The 18,334-nt window shown below is 27.5% G+C and carries 20 protein-coding genes; 5 read left to right on the top strand and 15 right to left on the bottom strand.

The window, feature by feature from the left end:
- Positions 1–704 precede the first annotated feature (704 nt).
- Positions 705–1,250, top strand: coding sequence for a DUF3231 family protein (locus tag ACYUEX_RS12030; protein ID WP_460288398.1), 546 nt, complete (start codon positions 705–707; stop codon positions 1,248–1,250).
- Between the two features lie 715 nt (positions 1,251–1,965).
- Positions 1,966–2,403 (top strand): VOC family protein, encoded by a 438-nt coding sequence (locus ACYUEX_RS12035; RefSeq protein WP_460288399.1) that lies wholly within the window; start codon positions 1,966–1,968, stop codon positions 2,401–2,403.
- A gap of 77 nt (positions 2,404–2,480) precedes the next feature.
- Here the strand turns inward: ACYUEX_RS12035 and ACYUEX_RS12040 are convergent, their stop codons facing one another.
- The 15 genes from ACYUEX_RS12040 to ACYUEX_RS12110 form a co-directional block, all read right to left on the bottom strand.
- Positions 2,481–3,827, bottom strand: a complete 1,347-nt coding sequence (locus ACYUEX_RS12040; protein WP_460288400.1) for a B12-binding domain-containing radical SAM protein — start codon at positions 3,825–3,827, stop codon at positions 2,481–2,483.
- 45 nt (positions 3,828–3,872) lie between these two features.
- Positions 3,873–4,082: a helix-turn-helix domain-containing protein gene (locus tag ACYUEX_RS12045; RefSeq protein WP_017413346.1), complete on the bottom strand. Its 210-nt coding sequence runs from the start codon at positions 4,080–4,082 to the stop codon at positions 3,873–3,875.
- A 10-nt stretch (positions 4,083–4,092) separates the two neighbouring features.
- On the bottom strand, positions 4,093–4,545 hold the full coding sequence (locus ACYUEX_RS12050; protein ID WP_460288402.1) for a DUF2975 domain-containing protein: 453 nt from the start codon (positions 4,543–4,545) through the stop codon (positions 4,093–4,095).
- Between the two features lie 316 nt (positions 4,546–4,861).
- The gene (locus ACYUEX_RS12055; protein WP_411168424.1) at positions 4,862–5,182 is read right to left on the bottom strand and encodes a DsrE family protein; all 321 of its coding nucleotides are present in this window, start codon (positions 5,180–5,182) and stop codon (positions 4,862–4,864) included.
- A 12-nt stretch (positions 5,183–5,194) separates the two neighbouring features.
- Positions 5,195–6,310: a cysteine desulfurase family protein gene (locus ACYUEX_RS12060; protein WP_460288403.1), complete on the bottom strand. Its 1,116-nt coding sequence runs from the start codon at positions 6,308–6,310 to the stop codon at positions 5,195–5,197.
- A gap of 146 nt (positions 6,311–6,456) precedes the next feature.
- Positions 6,457–6,840 (bottom strand): VOC family protein, encoded by a 384-nt coding sequence (locus tag ACYUEX_RS12065; RefSeq protein ID WP_411168426.1) that lies wholly within the window; start codon positions 6,838–6,840, stop codon positions 6,457–6,459.
- Between the two features lie 525 nt (positions 6,841–7,365).
- Complete coding sequence (locus tag ACYUEX_RS12070) at positions 7,366–7,539, bottom strand: hypothetical protein (protein ID WP_460288404.1); 174 nt, start codon at positions 7,537–7,539, stop codon at positions 7,366–7,368.
- A 91-nt stretch (positions 7,540–7,630) separates the two neighbouring features.
- Positions 7,631–8,305 (bottom strand): response regulator transcription factor, encoded by a 675-nt coding sequence (locus ACYUEX_RS12075; RefSeq protein ID WP_411168428.1) that lies wholly within the window; start codon positions 8,303–8,305, stop codon positions 7,631–7,633.
- A gap of 4 nt (positions 8,306–8,309) precedes the next feature.
- Positions 8,310–9,863 (bottom strand): ATP-binding protein, encoded by a 1,554-nt coding sequence (locus ACYUEX_RS12080; protein WP_460288406.1) that lies wholly within the window; start codon positions 9,861–9,863, stop codon positions 8,310–8,312.
- Between the two features lie 85 nt (positions 9,864–9,948).
- Positions 9,949–10,947, bottom strand: a complete 999-nt coding sequence (locus ACYUEX_RS12085; RefSeq protein ID WP_460288408.1) for a 2-hydroxyacid dehydrogenase — start codon at positions 10,945–10,947, stop codon at positions 9,949–9,951.
- 24 nt (positions 10,948–10,971) lie between these two features.
- A complete protein-coding gene (locus ACYUEX_RS12090) occupies positions 10,972–12,033 on the bottom strand; it encodes an AEC family transporter (protein ID WP_460288410.1) in 1,062 nt (353 codons plus the stop codon).
- 206 nt (positions 12,034–12,239) lie between these two features.
- A complete protein-coding gene (locus ACYUEX_RS12095) occupies positions 12,240–12,983 on the bottom strand; it encodes a hypothetical protein (RefSeq protein WP_460288411.1) in 744 nt (247 codons plus the stop codon).
- A 164-nt stretch (positions 12,984–13,147) separates the two neighbouring features.
- The gene (locus ACYUEX_RS12100) at positions 13,148–14,401 is read right to left on the bottom strand and encodes a sensor histidine kinase (protein ID WP_460288412.1); all 1,254 of its coding nucleotides are present in this window, start codon (positions 14,399–14,401) and stop codon (positions 13,148–13,150) included.
- Positions 14,394–15,074, bottom strand: a complete 681-nt coding sequence (locus ACYUEX_RS12105; protein ID WP_411168434.1) for a response regulator transcription factor — start codon at positions 15,072–15,074, stop codon at positions 14,394–14,396. The genes ACYUEX_RS12100 and ACYUEX_RS12105 overlap by 8 nt, the downstream gene beginning before the upstream one ends.
- Positions 15,067–15,606 (bottom strand): DUF4342 domain-containing protein, encoded by a 540-nt coding sequence (locus ACYUEX_RS12110; RefSeq protein ID WP_460288414.1) that lies wholly within the window; start codon positions 15,604–15,606, stop codon positions 15,067–15,069. The genes ACYUEX_RS12105 and ACYUEX_RS12110 overlap by 8 nt, the downstream gene beginning before the upstream one ends.
- Positions 15,607–15,916: 310 nt before the next feature.
- Between ACYUEX_RS12110 and ACYUEX_RS12115 the strand changes: the two genes are divergently transcribed.
- From ACYUEX_RS12115 to ACYUEX_RS12125, 3 genes are all read left to right on the top strand, one after another.
- Positions 15,917–16,447 (top strand): VanZ family protein, encoded by a 531-nt coding sequence (locus ACYUEX_RS12115; protein ID WP_460288416.1) that lies wholly within the window; start codon positions 15,917–15,919, stop codon positions 16,445–16,447.
- 1,006 nt (positions 16,448–17,453) lie between these two features.
- Positions 17,454–17,723, top strand: coding sequence for a CD3324 family protein (locus ACYUEX_RS12120; protein WP_460288417.1), 270 nt, complete (start codon positions 17,454–17,456; stop codon positions 17,721–17,723).
- A gap of 273 nt (positions 17,724–17,996) precedes the next feature.
- Complete coding sequence (locus tag ACYUEX_RS12125) at positions 17,997–18,314, top strand: RidA family protein (protein ID WP_460288418.1); 318 nt, start codon at positions 17,997–17,999, stop codon at positions 18,312–18,314.
- Positions 18,315–18,334 lie beyond the last annotated feature (20 nt).

Consider the following 18,334-nt stretch of genomic DNA (forward strand, 5'->3'; position numbering starts at 1 on the left):
ACTTTATTGAGTTAAAATAAAGAAAACTTGCTACCCTCATGACTTTTCTTAATTGTAATTTAGTAGGAATTCAACAAATTTTTTTGCATCCTAATACTTATCTACTTATCTTTGTACTATTAATTATTAAGCTTTTTTCCATAATAAAATTCATTAACACTTGTCCTTATTGTAAAATAATTCAATAATTTCCTTGCAATCTTCTGACCTATACATTCTTGTATTCATTTAGAACCACTCCAATGTTTTACAATTTATATTTTTGTTTTACAACTCAAATTTTACTATATAACTATATGAATTACAGTTATGCTTACTTTAAATATATTACTTATGATACAATATTTTCACCTATAAAAATAGTCCTAACCAAGTAATATCAATGGCTAAGACTAAAAACCTCATTTACTTATGATATGGTTATCCGTATCGGTAGTAAGTGAGGTTTTTAATATTATTACTCTGTACCTATTCAAAATATAATTTTATTTTTTTTACTCCTTTTAACAAAACTAGTAATTATAATAAAATATTAGCTTTTTACTTTTAATATATTATGAGCCTTCATTGCATTGATGAAGGGGTATAAATCTTCTGGTTTTCTAATATGTGGAGGTTCCATAATAAATACTCTATCTATATGTATAAAATCTACTATTAGACAAATAATAGTTTTGTGACCATTCAATTAGAAGGAGAATTTTATGAATCTAATAACGAAAGGAAGTAATATTATTATGGGAATTTTAAGTGGAAATCCTAAAGATGAGCCTTTACATTATGGCGAGGCATTTGGATTATGGAGCTCCTTATCAGTTGCAAAAGGTGCATTAGACAGTTATCAAGTTTTTATTAATCATACTGGTGACCAAGAGTTAAAAGCATTTTTAAAACAAGTAATTGAATCATCAATCAAACCATCAATAAAAGACATAGAAGAAGTATTACTGCATAACGATATCGCGCTTCCACCCACACCAGCAGAACGACCTGAAGCAGACCTTGAACAAATTCCAGTTGGCGCGAGATTGCAAGATGCACAAATAGCTTATATAGTAGCTGCTGATATAGCAGCAGCTGTTGTAGCAAGTAGTCAAGGAATGAGTCAAGCAATTCGTGAAGATGTTGGGTTATTATTTGGCCAAATGGGTGCAAAAAAAGCAAAAGATGGTGCAGCATTATTACAAATCATGAAAGATAAAGGTTGGCTAGTTCCACCACCACTTCATCATGAAACAAAACAACAATAATTAATAATAAGTTTGTAAAAGGGTAGAAAAACAGATACAAATATCTGCTTTCTACTTTTTTTATATTATTTAACTAACGTAAGGCGTTAGTTGTAGAAGAAAAGAAGGCGAATCCTAAAGATACTTTCTCGTTTCCAGTTCTTGATACACTCATTTCTATAGTATTATAAATTCTTATGAATTTTATTGTATTTATTATTAATAAAAAGCTTTTATTAGAAATTTTTAAAAGTTATAGTTTTCTGCATATTTAAATAGTAGATAGATATTTTTTTATTTAACAAAGCCCTAATAAACCTAGTAAAATCAAGGGTTTAGAAAGGGGGTCACGAAACGCGACTCCCTTTGAATATATAAAATCCACTTAGCAATGGAAAGCCCTAGTCCTATACCACCACTTTTCTAACTCTTGCAATTAGTAAACTTCCTTATTTGTTTCTTTTACTATTCAAATATTATTTCAAAGGAGTATCTTTTTTACCTAGCTGTAATAATATCCTTCTAGTTTATCGATACTATTGATTTCATAAGTAATTATGCTATACTAGTCTAAAATACTTATTATACCAATAAATATTTTTTCTAATTATCGTCTATATATAATTCTATAGTACGTAACTTACACTAAATAGAATGTGCCCTTGAATATAAATTAAAAGTTTATTTAATGGATAAGATGTATAATAAATTAATCTATAAAAAGGAGTGTAGAAATATGGTTGGAGTAGAAATTGATATGGTTGTAACAGATAGCTTAAAAGCTTTAGAACTATATAAAAATATATTTGAAATTGAGACTGTGGAGGCTACTAAATTCCCTAAAGGCGAAAATGAAGTTATTTTCAATTTGTATGGTGTACGCTTTCATATGTTAGATGAAAATCCACAATTTGCACTGAAAGCACCAACTAAAGATAATCCTAATACAATTTGGTTTAACATTTTGGTACCTGATATTAAAGAAACATATTTAAAAGCAATGAATTCAGGTTGTACCGAAATACAACCAGTAACAGAATTGACTAATTATGGTGTAGCAAATGCTATATTTAGTGATAAATTTGGTTATCAATGGATGCTACATCAAGTATATAAAGAAGTTAGTTTTGAAGAACGTGTACAACTTTGGGAAGATCAAAAAGAATGTAACTAATAATCTTTAAATCTAAAAATAGTATAACCTTCTATGATAAGATAAAATCATAGAAGGTTATTTTATTCTTGCACCATCTACTTTATTCTATAAGCAAGCCTTCTAGAAAACCTTCCTATATTTTCAAAAGAAACTATATTGCACAATAACTCAGTTAGCTTTCCAAACTTCCTATAAAATAAATTAAAAGCTAAAAATGGAATCCATTGTTTTTTAGATTTTGGTAGTCTTTTCATTATATTTTTAAAGGTGTAGACCTCTTTATATATCCATAGATAGCCATTATATAATTCTTCTGCTGTCATATTCTTTGGTTTATATACCACATGTGCAGTATTATAATTTGATAAATTATAGTCTACAATTCTATTTTTCTCTATTAATGATGAGTATAACTTTGTGCCAGGATATGGGGTAAGTATATGCGAAGTCACCGTCTCTATCTTATTTTTAACTATCCATTCTAATGTATTCTTAAATACAGAAACATCATCTTCATCTAATCCGAAAACAAAACTTGCATTTATCATTATTCCTCTTTTATGAATTTCATCTACAAGTTTCTCATATCTGTTTACACTATTTTGCACTTTATGGATACTTTCTATAGACTTACTATTTATACTTTCAAAACCTATAAAAAGACTTTGACAACCTGATTCTTTCATTTCATCTAATAATTCAGGCATGTCCACTATATTAGAAGTAACCGCTGCATTCCACTTTAATTTAAGAGGTTTTATTTTCTTTAATAATTCTTTTGTCCATTTTGGATTTCCAATAAAATTATCATCAATAAACATTATGTGTCTTGTTTTTAATGCATTGATATCTCTGATTACATCCTCTATAGGTCTATTAATATAAGTTTTAAGAGAATTAGAACAACTATTATAGCAGAAATCACATTGAAAAGGACATCCCCTACTTGTACTAATTATATTTGTATATAAATATTTTTTATTATCAATAGTATCATATTTTGGTGATACTATTTCACTACCATCAATATTTTCCATATCATAATATATCTTTTTAAGTGAATTATTTTCTTTATCTCTAAGGATTTTTGCCCAAACTCTCTCAGCCATTCCTACACTTATTGCATCAAAGCTATTAACAGTTCCCTCTGGATCTGCAGTAATATGGATACCTCCTGCAATTACTGTTACTCCACGATTTTGAAACTCCTTTGATATTTCCACTGCTCTATTCATAACATCTACAGTGACAGTTATTGCTACCAAATCTACAGGCTCATCAAAATCTATCTTTTCAACATTTTCATTCTCAATAATAACTTCATGCTCTTTCGGCGTAAGATTTGCTATTGTTAATAAAGCTAATGAAGGTGACATTCTTGTTTTTAACTTTGTATCCATAGGTCTTGGTAGCATTGCAGGTTGAATTAATTTAATCTTCATATATTACCACCTCAAATAAACTTTGCGTAACATTTAACTAATCTACTATGTATCATTTCTGTATTCTAAAATATCACCTGGTTGGCAGTCCAAAGCTTTGCATATTGCCTCTAAAGTTGAAAATCTAATAGCTTTTGCCTTTCCGTTTTTCAATATAGACAGATTCGCCATGGTTATTCCAACCTTCTCTGTAAGTTCTGTTACACTCATTTTCCTTTTAGCCAGCATCACATCAATATTGATTATAATCGCCACGTTATTCACCTCACACTGTTAAATCATTTTCTGATTTTATATCAATAGCATCTTGTAAAAGCATTTGAAGAACAGCAGAAAAAACTGCAACCACAGAAGATGCAAAAATAATTATGATTGGGAATGCTACGAGACCTGGGGCATCATCTGCATCTGCTATGGGATATAAGAATGGTGTAAGTCCTGCATATATAACGCTGATTGTGATTGCACAATATTTTATATACTTTAAAGCATTTACAGATAATTCCGAGAAAGCTTTGTTCTTGTCAATATAGATTAAAAGTTTTAAAGCCTGATACAGAGCAAAGAAAAACGATATTGCAGTTGCATACACACCGATTAAAATAGGATATGGCAAATAACCTGCAAATCCTGGAGCCCAAAATATACATAGAGCAAGAACCGGAATTCCAATAAGAATAACAGCTATCTTTAAAAAAATTGTTGAATATCGTTTCATAAAAAGCACCTCACTTTTAAATCATGAGTATAGGATAGCACACATTTTATCGTTTCACAATATATTTTTATCAATTTACATTATATGTTTATTGATTTATTTCATATACTCAAACTATATATCAATTACTATAGTATTATAAAATATTAAGCCTTCTTAAAATATCTATAAACTAAAATAACCCACCACAATACTTGCATTAGTATTGTGGTGGGTTTCCAATGCCATCTCTTATAATAAATGCTTATAAATTTTATTGTGTTTATTATTAATAACAAGTTTTTATTAGAAAGTTTAAAAAGTTATATTCCAGAATTTAAAATGTCACAGTCTTATCAGCCCATTCAACCATTTCTACACAGTCAATCATTGTTGAGATAGGACAAACTTTAGTTTCATTCATATTTCTAGATTTTAAACAAGTTCCACATGCTAAAATCTCTCCTCCAACTTCACTAAATTCTCTAACTTGTTCCGCTACATTAAATTTTTCATGGGTAAGTGTTTCACACTCTACAGCTTCTCCCATTAAAAACACTTTTACTTCGTGGCCACTCTTCTTTGCAGTTACTGCAAATCTAAATGCATTCCACGCTTTCTCAAATTCCTTAGTTTCAATAATAACTCCAAGTTTCATTTTTATTCCTCCTTAATAATTTAAAGTTTTATTTATTTGAACAATAACAGAATCAATTTCATCTTTAGTTGTATATCTACCAAGACTAAAACGTACGGCTCCACGTCCTACCTCTTCCGAAACTCCCATTGCCTTTAACACAGGTGATATTGAAGTGTTACCAGAATGGCAAGCTGATCCTGTAGAAGCTAGAATATTATTTAGCTTACCTAAAACCTCATGTCCATTAAGGCCTAAAAAGCTAATATTTAGCGTATTAGGAAGCTTCTTTTCCAGATGCCCATTTAATTGTATTCTTTCACCAAATTTTTCTTTAAGCTGCTGATAAAAATAATCAGTTAATAGTTTCACTTGATTATTTTTTAGTTCATTCTTTGCAATTTCACATGCTTTTCCAAGTGCAACATCAAAAATAATATTTTCAGTTCCTGCACGTCTTCCACTCTCATGGCCCGCGCCATGAATTAGTGGCTCTATATTAATACCTTTCTTGATATACAATGCACCAATCCCCTTCGGTGCGTATAGCTTGTGTCCTGCAATAGTTAGAAAATCTACTCCTAGGGTAGTAACATCAACAGGTACTTTACCTAATGATTGTGAAGCATCTGTGTGTAATAAAACGTTATTCTTTCTGCATATTTTAGAAATATCCTCTATTGGCTGAAGAGCACCTGTTTCATTATTAGAATGCATAACTGTGACAAGTATAGTCTTATCCGTAATCAAACTTTCAAGTTCTGAAAGATTCACTATTCCATATTTATCAACTGTTAAGTAACTTATTTCATAGCCTAATTTCTCAAGATAATGACATGGGTTAAGTACTGATGGATGCTCTACTTGTGATGTTATAATATGATTTCCTTTGCTTTTTAATATATGAGATACTCCTTTGATAACCATATTATTTGATTCGCTTCCTCCACTTGTGAAGATTATTTCTTCTGGTGAACAATTTATTAATTCTGCAACTTGTACTCTTGCCATTTCAACAGCTTTTTTGGCAGTAGTGCCTAGCTCATGATTGCTAGATGGATTCCCATAGTTTCCATAAATATATGGCATCATAGCTTCAGCAACATCCTTATCTATAGGTGTTGTGGCATTATAATCTAAATAAATCATATAATCATCCTTTCTATAAATTTCTTTAATGGTATTACTACGTGCTTTCTATAAATTTAATATTATCATAATTAATTAGAATTTATGTACTTTTACTCATAAAAATAGCCTTAGGCATTTTATTTCAATGCCTAAGGCTAAAAAATTTATTTATTTCTTTCAGCTACTGCAAAATAATTTTGTTCATTATCTGCAAAATTAAAAGTTTTACCAAAAGGCATAGATATTATTTCTCCTACAAGGACATTGTTATTAGATAACTTAACATGTAATGTTTCTATATCTTCTGTATAAAATAATAAAGATGGTGTTTCTAAATTTATCCCTGTTCCCATTTTAGCAATTACTTCTTTATTGTGAAGCACAATAGTTGTTTGCGAACTCTTTTGAGGCGCAATCTCAATCCATCTCATTCCTTCACCATTATCTTCTTCAGAAATTACAGTAAACCCTACTTTCTCTGTCCAGAACTTTACTGCTTCATCTTGGTTATTTACATAAACCATAACTTGACCTAGTATGTTAATCATAAAAAACACTTCCTTATCTATTGTTAATGAAAAATATTATATATAAGTAATATTATATAATATTACTTATTTTAATAAAATACTTATTGTTAATAGCTATCACTTACTTGTGATACGGTTCTCCTTTGTTAATCCTAAAAATATTTTCTCATTTCTACCTCTTGATACACTCATTTCTATAGTATTACAAATTGTTATAAATTTTATTGCATTTATTATTAATAATAAGTTTTTATTAGAAATTTTAAAAAGTTATAGTTTTCTGCATATTTAAATAGTATATAGAAATTTTTTATTTAATAATTTTCTTGATAAACCTAGTAAAATTAAGGGTTTACAAGGGGCTAACGTTTCGTGAGGTCCTTGTAAAATAGAAAAAAGAAATAAACCCTCGACAATACATTTCTGTATTGTTGAGGGTTTTCATGGTGGAGGAGATGTATGATCTTTACGGTCTTTCATTCGTTAATTTGTTGTCTGTGTTAAATATTACGTTTATGAAATTTTAATAATAAATCTTTATTTTTATCTACTTCCTAATTTTAATTTATAAACTAAACTATTTTCATAGAAAAAAGTAAACCATCCATAATTTAAAAACGTAATAAACCATAAATAATTAGAAGTTATAAATCCCTTAAGTCCTATCAACGATAATAATCCTAGAAATCCCAAGTACTTATATTTACCATATTCCATAATGCAATCTCTCCTAATATAATAATTCTTAATGTATTTTATAATTATTATACTATAAGTACTTATAATTTTATATTTAATAAATTCTAATTTATTCTACAATGCTATATTTTAACTCTGGTCTTCCAACATTACCACATGTTATCTTCACACATATTTTATCTATGCTCTCTAAATAATCCATATATTTTTTTATAGTCACATTACTAACATTTAGCTCTCTCGCAATTTCCCTTAGTGTCCATATTCTATTTGAATTATCTTTTAAAAATTCTTCTATTCTTTCAAGAGTTCTTGTATTTAATCCTTTTGGAAGTTCTGTACTTTGTCGACAAGTGCTTTTACCATGCATAGAGTCAATCTCTTTTTGAGTTAAATTGCCTGATCTATTGAATACTTCATACTTCAATTTGAATTTATTAAATGCTTCTTCAAATCTTTCAAATTCAAATGGTTTAACAAGATAATCTATAATACCATATGAAAAAGCTCTCTCTAGATCTTCTATACTATTTGCTGCAGTAACCATGATAATATCAACTAAATATTCTTTGGTTCTCAAAGACTTTAATATTTCTATTCCGCTTTTTTGTGGCAAAAATACATCTAGAAAAATTAAATCTATTGTTTCTTTTTTCAATAATTCTATTATTTCTTCTTCACTAATTACTGGTCCATACACCTTTATATTTCCTATTTTTTCTAGATATTTTCTATTTATTAATGCCACCATTGGATCATCTTCTACTATTAGCGCCTTTACCATCTTCCTAATCCCCCTTATAAATAGTTATTGTAAATATCTTTTCTTCTTCAAGCTCTTTAATATTTATAATTCCATTATAAAGTTCTACTCTATTTTTTACTAAATTAAGACCTATTCCTCTATCTTTTCCTTTTGAAGATACTCCTTCTTTAAAAATATCATTCTTTATATCTTTGTCTATGGCTTTCCCATTATCTTTCACCATAATTCTTATTTTTCTATCATCTTCAAATAAATCAATTTCAACCCTTTTTATTTTAGCTTGGCTTATTGAACAAGCATCTAAGGAATTTTCTATTAAATTCCCTAAAATAGTAACTAAATCATATGAATTTATAAAGTCATGCTTTGCATATAAAAATGAATCTTCAGTAAGAACCATATCTACTTTTCTTTCTCTAGCTACCAATTCTCTACTTAACAATAAACCTCTTATATATGAATCTTTTATACTGGAAAATTTATTTGAATTAGCCTCCTGTATACGTTGTATATTTAGTATATATTTTCTTGCTTCTTCATATTCATCTATTTTCATTAATCCTAATATAACATGTAGGTTATTTCTAAATTCATGAATATTAGCTCTTAAGTTTTTTATAATTTCATCTACTCCAGTTATTTCTTTTGCAACTTTTCTTATATCATCTTTATCAGTTAAGGTAATAACCATCCCTAAATAATCTGATGATTGTATAATTGGATTAATTGTTACAAAAACTTTTTTACCTTGTATAATAAATTCTTTCATCTCAAAAGCTTCTCTATGGTCTATATAAGTTTTAAGTTTTTCTATAACCTTATGAGAATCAAAGTCATCAAATAACCTATAACAATTTTTATTTATTTCTGTAATTTCGTTATTTTTATTTAAAGCTATAATACCATCTTTTACGCTATTTATTATAATCTTTTTTTGATTATATAATGTTGCTATTTCATATGGTTCCATATTTAAAATTTCTTTCTTTACGCTTCTCCCAAATAACTTTGATGCCATTATCGAAATAGATAATGTAAATATAAATAAAAGTAAATATCTTACTTTTATTATTTGATTTATTCCAGTGATATCTTTATAGTATTTACCTACCATAACAAATCCCACTTGTTCTCCATTATACATGATTGGCTCAAACCACCTTAATGTGACTCCCATCGAACCTTCCTTTAAAGAGAAATAACTTGTTCCTTCTTTTAAAACTTCTTCTTTATCATTTCCAACATATATTTGCCCTATTTGAGTTTCATCTAAATGAGAATACTTTTCTCCATTCATATCAGAAACTACAATTATATCTGCATCATTAAAGTTAGAAATGAATTTTTTTGTATACTCTTGTACTTGCCCATCATTTTCTTTATTATAAAGTTTATTCTGAATCAATTCACTTTGACCTATGGTAAATCCTACATGTTTTAAATTTGACTTTATAACATCATCTATATACGCTATCTTCTCATTAATAAATATAATATATGATAATATAAGAGGTATAAATGCAATAACTATTGAGGATAAAATTATTTTATGCTCAAATTTCAATTTTTTTCTCATAAAGATCACCAACTAACTATTGTTTTCTTAATATAAAAAGCATATTATTAAGATATCTACCTCAATAATACGCTTTTTATATTATTTATGCTATATTATTTTTACAAGTTCCTTTTGTTGAGAAGTCTTTTGCATTTTCATATGATATTTCTATCATATTAGTTAAAGCTTCGTCTGTATATGAACCTATATGTGGAGTTATCAATACTCTTGGGTATAAATCAACTAACTTCTCATATGATGAATTTTCTAATTCTTGTCCATTTAAATTCTTAAAGAACACTTCTGATTCTCCTTCTAATACATCAGTAGCAAATCCTCCTAGTTTTCCAGATTCAATTCCTCTGATTATTGCATCTATATCTTGAAGTTCTCCTCTTGCAGTATTAACTAGTATAGCTCCATCCTTCATTTTTGATATGAATTCATCATTTATAATATGATAATTTACACCTTTTATATATGGCATATGAACTGATATAACATCTGCTTGTGCTAAAACTTCATCTAGTTCCATAAATTCTACTACTTCTTTAGCTGCATCACTTTGGAATACATCGTAAGCTATTACTCTAGCGCCTAACCCTTTGAATAATTTAGCTGTAGTTAAACCTATTTTACCAGCTCCAAGTACTGCTACTGTACAATTCCTAATTTCTTTACTGAACATAAATCCATCAACTAAGAAATTCTTTTCTCTTGTTCTATTTACTGTATATGCAGTATGTCTTAATAACATCATTGCATGGGATAGTGCTAATTCACCTATAGCATTTGGTGAATATCCAGGAACTCTAGCTGCTTTTAATCCTAAATCCTTAACAGCTTCTAAGTCAACATGGTCAAATCCCACAGTTCTTGTTAAAACTATTTGTAATCCATTAGCTTTTAATAACTCTAAGTTTTTTCTATCAGCCTTGCAATTTCCTCTAACCATTATAGCTTCAGCTCCAATTGCTTCAGCTACATTTTCATGATTAAGACCTAAAGTAACTAATTTTAAATCGTATCCGTAATTTTTATTTATCTCATTGAAGAAAGGAACCTCTGTCTCTCTAACTCCATAACAAACTATTTTCATCATAATCTAATCCTCCTTATATTATATCTACATAAATAATCCTAGATTTTTTATAACTTCTAATATAATTATCCACACCGGCATAGCGAATACAGCTACTGCTGTTGATATTAACGAACAGTTTGATGCAAACACTGATTCTTTATCAAAACTTATAGCATATGATGCTGCAACTGTTGCAGTTGGGGCTGCCATCATTATTACTGTTGTAGCCATTCCTTCAAATGAAACTGGTAATATTCCTAATTTATTTACAACTAACAATAACCCAAAGTTTATAACTGGTATTAGCATTACTTTTATTAAACTGTATGCCCAAGCATCTTTTTGTACTATAGCTTTTTTCATTGGTATTTCTGCTAAAGTAGCACCTATACATATCCATGAAAGTGGTGATGCTAACTTACTTAAATAGTCAAGTGCTTTATAGAACCAAGGTAATGTTTTGTCTAATCTTAAGAATCCATAACTTGCAGTTCCATCTTTAACTGCTATTGTAACTTGAGGTAATTTATCTTGGAATAACCATATAAATAATCCTAAGAATGTAGCTAATATAATTGGATTTAAGAATACTTCCTTCATATTTTTCTTAAAGTTTTCTTTATCCATTTTAGCTCCAGACATTTTTATAAATGCATATGAATATAAGAACACTCTGTAAGCTATGTTAAATATATTTGAGTACATAGCTCCAACTGCACCATAAACCGCAGTAACTATTGGAGTTCCAAAGAATGTAGTAGATCCAAATATAGTAAGTACTCTATATACATCCTGTTTATCTCCTTTAACTCTTGAATACATAAATTTAGTAATTGGTATTAATAATATGTAAATTACAAATCCCCATATTAAAATACTTATACCTTGATGTAACTCCTCACCATTTATATCCTTCATAAATGAAGTAAATGCTAAAGCAGGTAATGAAACTGTCAAAACAAGCTTAGATATAGTTTTTGATGCTTGTCCATTTAATATTTCTTTTTTTCTTAAATAAAAGCCTAAAAGTATTATTGATACTGATGAAAATATTGCGCCTAAAATTTCGTTATTAGTTAAAGTATTTTTAATAATTTCTAACATTCTTCTTCCTCCATCATTGTTTTTTTTTTAACACTCTCAAATTTATAGTACAATTTTCGATATTTCTTTTCAATTTTTTTAAATTAATTAATAATTATTTAACTTATTTAAGTAATATTTTTATTTAACTTTATTTTTTCAATATAAAAATCCCTGTGTATAATACCTTTAAAAAGGTATTATACACAGGGATTTCAGCGGATTTATTAATTTTTATAATTTATTAGCATTGAAAAATATACTTTGCCATCCATATTATTGTTTGTTATTTGTTTAATAATCAATTTTGCATCTTCTTCCATATATTCTCTTAACGGATCTTCTATATATGTTAATTCTTGCAAATCAAATTCTTTATTAGGGTATAAATTCAAAGCTAAATTTTCATATCTATGTATATCATTACAAGATCTTAATACATTTAAAACTATTTTACCTAAGGCATTTTCTCCATCTTCGTAACCTAAAATTAAGTATTGTTCTTTAGCATTACCTATAAATTTATTTTTATCGTAGTTATTAAGTAAAGGTAATAAAATAAACTCTACATCTATTTTATTATTAAAATAAGGTTGTTTTAGTATTATTAATTTACTTATAATTTCTAAATTTAATTTATATATATCTAATGATATTTTTTTTCTTATAGCTAATATAATTACATTCTTATTTTTAAATAACTCATTTAATTTTAATATATTATCATCATTAATTTCACTTAATACCAATAATACCCTACCTTCATTGTAATTTATAAATTCAAAGCTAGCAATATTATTAATTTCTGAATTTAATTTAATAATCTCTATTCTATCATTACCAATTTTATAACACTTTCTATTTAGAATTTCACTTTTTAAATCAGAATTATTTATAAATTGTACTCCGTCTCTTAGATTATCAAATATAATTTCATTTTCTACCCCACAGCATATTAATTTATATATCATATATCAGTGTCCTCATTTCACATCTTTCCCATTTTAAATCATGCTATATTATAAATTCATCCTTATCTATTTCTATATAGAGCCCATATACATTATATCAACCTTATTTTTTCTTATCTACTTAATATTAATTAATGTTTGATAAATTTAAAGTTCTTTCAACTCTACTGTCTTTCAGGCAGAAAAACAGTTATTCTTGTACCTATTTCTTTCCTACTTAAAACACTAAAATAGCCTTTATGACTATCAATAATCCACTTAGCAATAGAAAGTCCTAGTCCTGTACCACCATTTTTTCTAACTCTTGCAGTATCAGCTCTAAAAAAGCGTTCAAATATGTGTGATACATCTTTTTCATCCATTCCTATTCCATTATCTTGAATAGAGAAATAAGGCTCATTTTTATCATTTTTTCCTGTTCTTAGTATTATATCTTCACTTTTCTCTGTGTACTTTGCTGCATTTTCTATTAATATCCTAGCTGTTTGTTTAAGTAAAGCTATATCTCCATAAACATTTATATTTTCTGAATCTATATACCTATATATGTGATCTTTATCTATCATCTTAGATTCTTCCAATACTTCTTTCATCATATCATTAAGTGAGAATTCTATAGCCTTAAGTTGAGTTTTACCATTAATACCTCTAGCTAAAAATAATAACTGCTCTATTAAGTTTTTCATATTTTCTGATTCACTTTTTATTGCTGCAATAGATTCTTCTAATACTTCCTCATCATCTTTTCCCCAACGATCTAACATATTAGCATAACCTTGAATTACAGATATAGGAGTTCTAAGCTCATGTGATGCATCTGAAACAAATCTTGCTTGCTGTCTATAAGAATCTCTCATTCTATCTAATAAGTTATTAATAGCTTCCTCTAACCCCTGAAGATCGCTATCTCCAATATGAATTCTTTCATCAGATGTAACAGGACTAATCTTAGATATAGCGTCCTCAAGACTCTGAAATTTTTGCTCATCAAAAGCTATATCACTAAGCCTGCTTGCAGCTTCTGCTATTTCATTAAGTGGTTTTAAAATCCTTCTATTTTTTGCAGTACCAAATATCATTTGATTTAATAGCATTATTAATTCTATAATTCCAATAGCAGCAATTACTTTTATAAGAAGATTAAGAAAAGTGCTAGCTTCTTTTATCATTACTTTTCCATTATCCCAAATAACTTTATAAGTTGCTGTTTCTATAGGATAAAACTCAAAGGATCTTTGAGCATTTTTCATGAACTCCCCATAAAAGCTTAGTTCACTTTCAATACACCAAACTCCAATAAGCCCAGCAATTATACATATATCAATAATAAGAAACTTTAGAAATAGCTCTCTTACAAAAACAGAATTTAGTTTTATTGCAATAGATGTAACATTTTTTGTTTTATTTTTTCTACTCATCTTTAATTACGTACCCCACACCACGAACTGTAGTTATTATTTTTACATTAAAAACATCATCTATTTTTGTTCTTAAATATCTCACATAAACATCTATAACATTTGTTTCTCCAATATAATCATACCCACATACCTTTTCCATAAGTGTATCTCTAGTTAAGACTATATTCTTGTTTTCCATTAATATTTTTAACAAATTAAACTCTCTATTAGTAAGTTCTATCTCTGTACTATCATACATTACTTTATGTCTCATTTTATCTAAGGACAATAGTCCACACCTTATTATGTCTTCATCTTTTTTTGCTGTAACTATTCTCTTTTTAAGTGCTGTTCTTATTCTTGCAAGTAACTCTTCTATTGCAAATGGCTTAGTTATATAATCATCTGCTCCTGCATCAAGACCTGATACTTTATCCATAACAGCATCTCTTGCAGTAAGCATTATAACTGGGATGTCAGAAGTCCTTCTAAGCCTTCTTAATACTTCGAGACCATTAATTTCTGGAAGCATTATATCAAGAAGAACTAAATCCACCTCACCTTTTTCTGCAATTTCAAGACCTGTTCTACCATTATTTGCTTTTACTATTTCATAACCTTCATGTTTTAACTCAAGCTCAATAAATCTTGATAATTTTTCTTCATCTTCAACTATTAAAATCTTAATCATTCCTACTCACCTTTTTAAACTTTTCTTTTATGACTTTTACATTTTCTGAAATCTCACTTAATACCTTATTAACCTTACTTGTATTAACTCTATTTGAATATACATAAAATTCTATATCAAAAAATAATCCGACCACAATTAAAGGTATAATAATCCAAAACATAAAAAATGAAAGTATAGCAACCACTGTAAGTGGCATCCTTAAAAATACTTTATCCTTCTTTTTTATTTCTAAGAAAATATTATTACATGTATCTATAAACTTACATATCCTCTCAAAAATTCCTTGAAAACTATTGTTAGTTTTGTACTTGTTTTCTTCATTCTTCCTAATCTCTTTGCTTTCCTCACTATACTTTGTTTCGTTAGTATAAAAAATACTAACAGAAGGTTTTTTCATCCTTCCACTCTCTTCTAGATATAATAAGGAATCTAATATATCCCAATTATTATTTTCTAAAACTATTTTAGCTTCTTCATAGCTTATATTTGTTTTTTCCCTCAATTTATCTACTAACCTAAGCTTCTCCATAAATAAACCTCCATATCTATGGCATAAAAAATAACATATATTATTTAAATTTTACTATTTTACTTGCGATAAGTATATTAATTTCTTAATAAATTATAAAGTAATTCTACAAATAAAAATCTAATAAGCAATTTGAAATTATTGCGAACTAATTACGAACTAATTAAGAAAATATGTTCTTTTAAAATTGAATAACATCGTATTTATAAAATATGCTATAATTACTCATAATTTTAAAAAATGCAAACTAGCAGTTATTTATATAATCTTATCGATAAACATGAATTTGCAAAAATATTGTAGGAACAATATGAAAGATAATAATAAAACAAACAAGTTAACTAATGTATTATTTATAATTTATTTGATTGCATTATTTTGGATTATAGTATTTAAATTTAATGTACGATTACCTTCTTTGAGAAATATGAGAAGTATAAACTTAATTCCGTTTAGTGAACCTTTAATCTTAAATGGTAAAATTGCTTTTAGTGAAATCATTATGAATGTAGTGATTTTTGTACCGCTTGGTATATATGCAGGAATTTTATTTAAAAGATGGATTATTAGAAAAAAACTTTTCTTATTTTTCTTAATTAGTTTAATATGTGAAGTATTCCAATTTATTTTGAATGTTGGGGCTTCTGATATTACGGATATAATTAATAATACTTTAGGCGGAATAATTGGATTAATAATATATAAAGGAATTGAAAAAGTATTCAAAAATAGTGTTAAGGCACAAAAATTCATAAATATAATTGCAACTATAGGAACTATCTTAATGATTTTATTGTTATTATTACTAATGATAAACAACCTATGGATATTTAGACATTAATACCTTACATACTACTAGTGAACTATAAATAAAAGTTAAATTCCAATGTATAGAAGCTATATGAAGTTGGTATATAATTAGCACGCATTTTTAAAAATACTATGAAGTATAAATGAATATTAAATTATTAAAAATACCGTATTATTCAAAGTGAATATGTGGTATTTTTTAGTTCGCAATTCAAAGAAATGAATGCACTACATAAGTAATCTACTCTATATAAAATATGTTCTTTGAAAATTGAATAGTGCGGTATTGGAAAAATATATTATAATCAATTTAGAATAGTAACTTAAGGAGAGAATTCTTATGAGAATTTGTATTGAATGCAATCATAGGTTCACGTTTTATGATAGATTAAAAAGTATCTTAAACTTGAAAGGATATTTGAAGTGTCAACAATGTAACTCTGTTTATAAACCTAAACCAAATATATATAATGGAATATATAGTGGATTAGTCGTTTTTACAGCTATGATTGGATTTGACTACATTACTTTGAATAATTTCACATTAAAGCTCATATTACAAATTTTTATTTTAGTTTTGTTTTTATCTTTGTTTTATGTTTTGCCTCATAGATGGCACAAATATACAAAAATTAATTAAATATTAAATTAATAGAAATACCGTAGTATTCAAAAGTGAATATACGGTATTTTTTAGTTCGCAATTCTAAAATAACAATTATGTAGATATTGAGAATTAGATAAAAATATGATCTTTAAAAATTGAATACTGTGATATTTACAAAATATGTTATAATAAATTACGTATCGTCTTAATAAAGAATATAATTGATTTAATACAAATAGGGAGTGTGATATCATGAATATTCATCTCATGGATAGAAAAATGCTTAAAATACTCTGTGCAAAGTCTGTAGGTATGAGTTTGGGCGACAATTTGCACAGAGATAAATATTTAGTCGCTTTTCATAAATAAATTCATACATATACAGGCTTTGTTTCCTTAATTAAATAATAAATTTAAGGAAGTGAGTTTTATGAAATATGTAAGAGTTGATAGAATATTACCAGATGATTTAGTTAAAGAAATTCAAAAGTATATTCAAGGTGAATATATATACATCCCTTCCATTCCTGAAAAGAGAAAAAGCTGGGGTGAAAAGTCTAAAATCCGAGATTATATAAAAGCTAGAAATGCAAAGATATTAAACCAATATATAGGTGGGCAATCAATTAACAATCTGGCTGAAGAATTCTTCCTTTCAGATAGTAGTATTAAGAAAATTGTATATAAAAAAGATAAGTAGGCTAAAGCTACCACTCTTGTAATGTGTGGTAGCTTTTGTATAAAAGATGATATAGAAATGATTATTATCTTTCTTAAGAAATATAGAAGCTTTAAAATGATATTGAACATAAAATTTATTTTAAAAATGAATTTGTAATTCTTCTCGTAGATATTATAAGAAAAGGAGAGATTCAAAATGAATAAAAAAATATCATTAATTCATTCTACAAATTTAGCTCCAGTGGATTATGCTTATGCTGGACGTATACCTTCAGGAATGGACTTATTATTTTTGGCGGGAGCATGTCCCATTAATAGAGACGGAGAAGTACCCAATTTGAGTGATTATGAGCTTCAGGCGAAACTTTGTGTAGAGAATTTGAAGGAAGCACTGAAGGACTGTGGGGCCACTTTGGAAGACATTGTATATACCAGAGTTCTTGTAGCATCTCAAAATCAGTCAGATTTGGTAACTGCATGGGAAACAATAAGAAAAGAGTTTGGTAATCATGATGTTCCAAGCACCTTATCTGGAGTTACAGTATTAGGATATACAAATCAATTGGTAGAAATTGAAGCAGTAGCAGCAGTAGAAAATAATACAAAATGATTGAAGTATAGAGCTGAATT

The organism is Clostridium sp. CTA-7 (assembly GCF_054768095.1).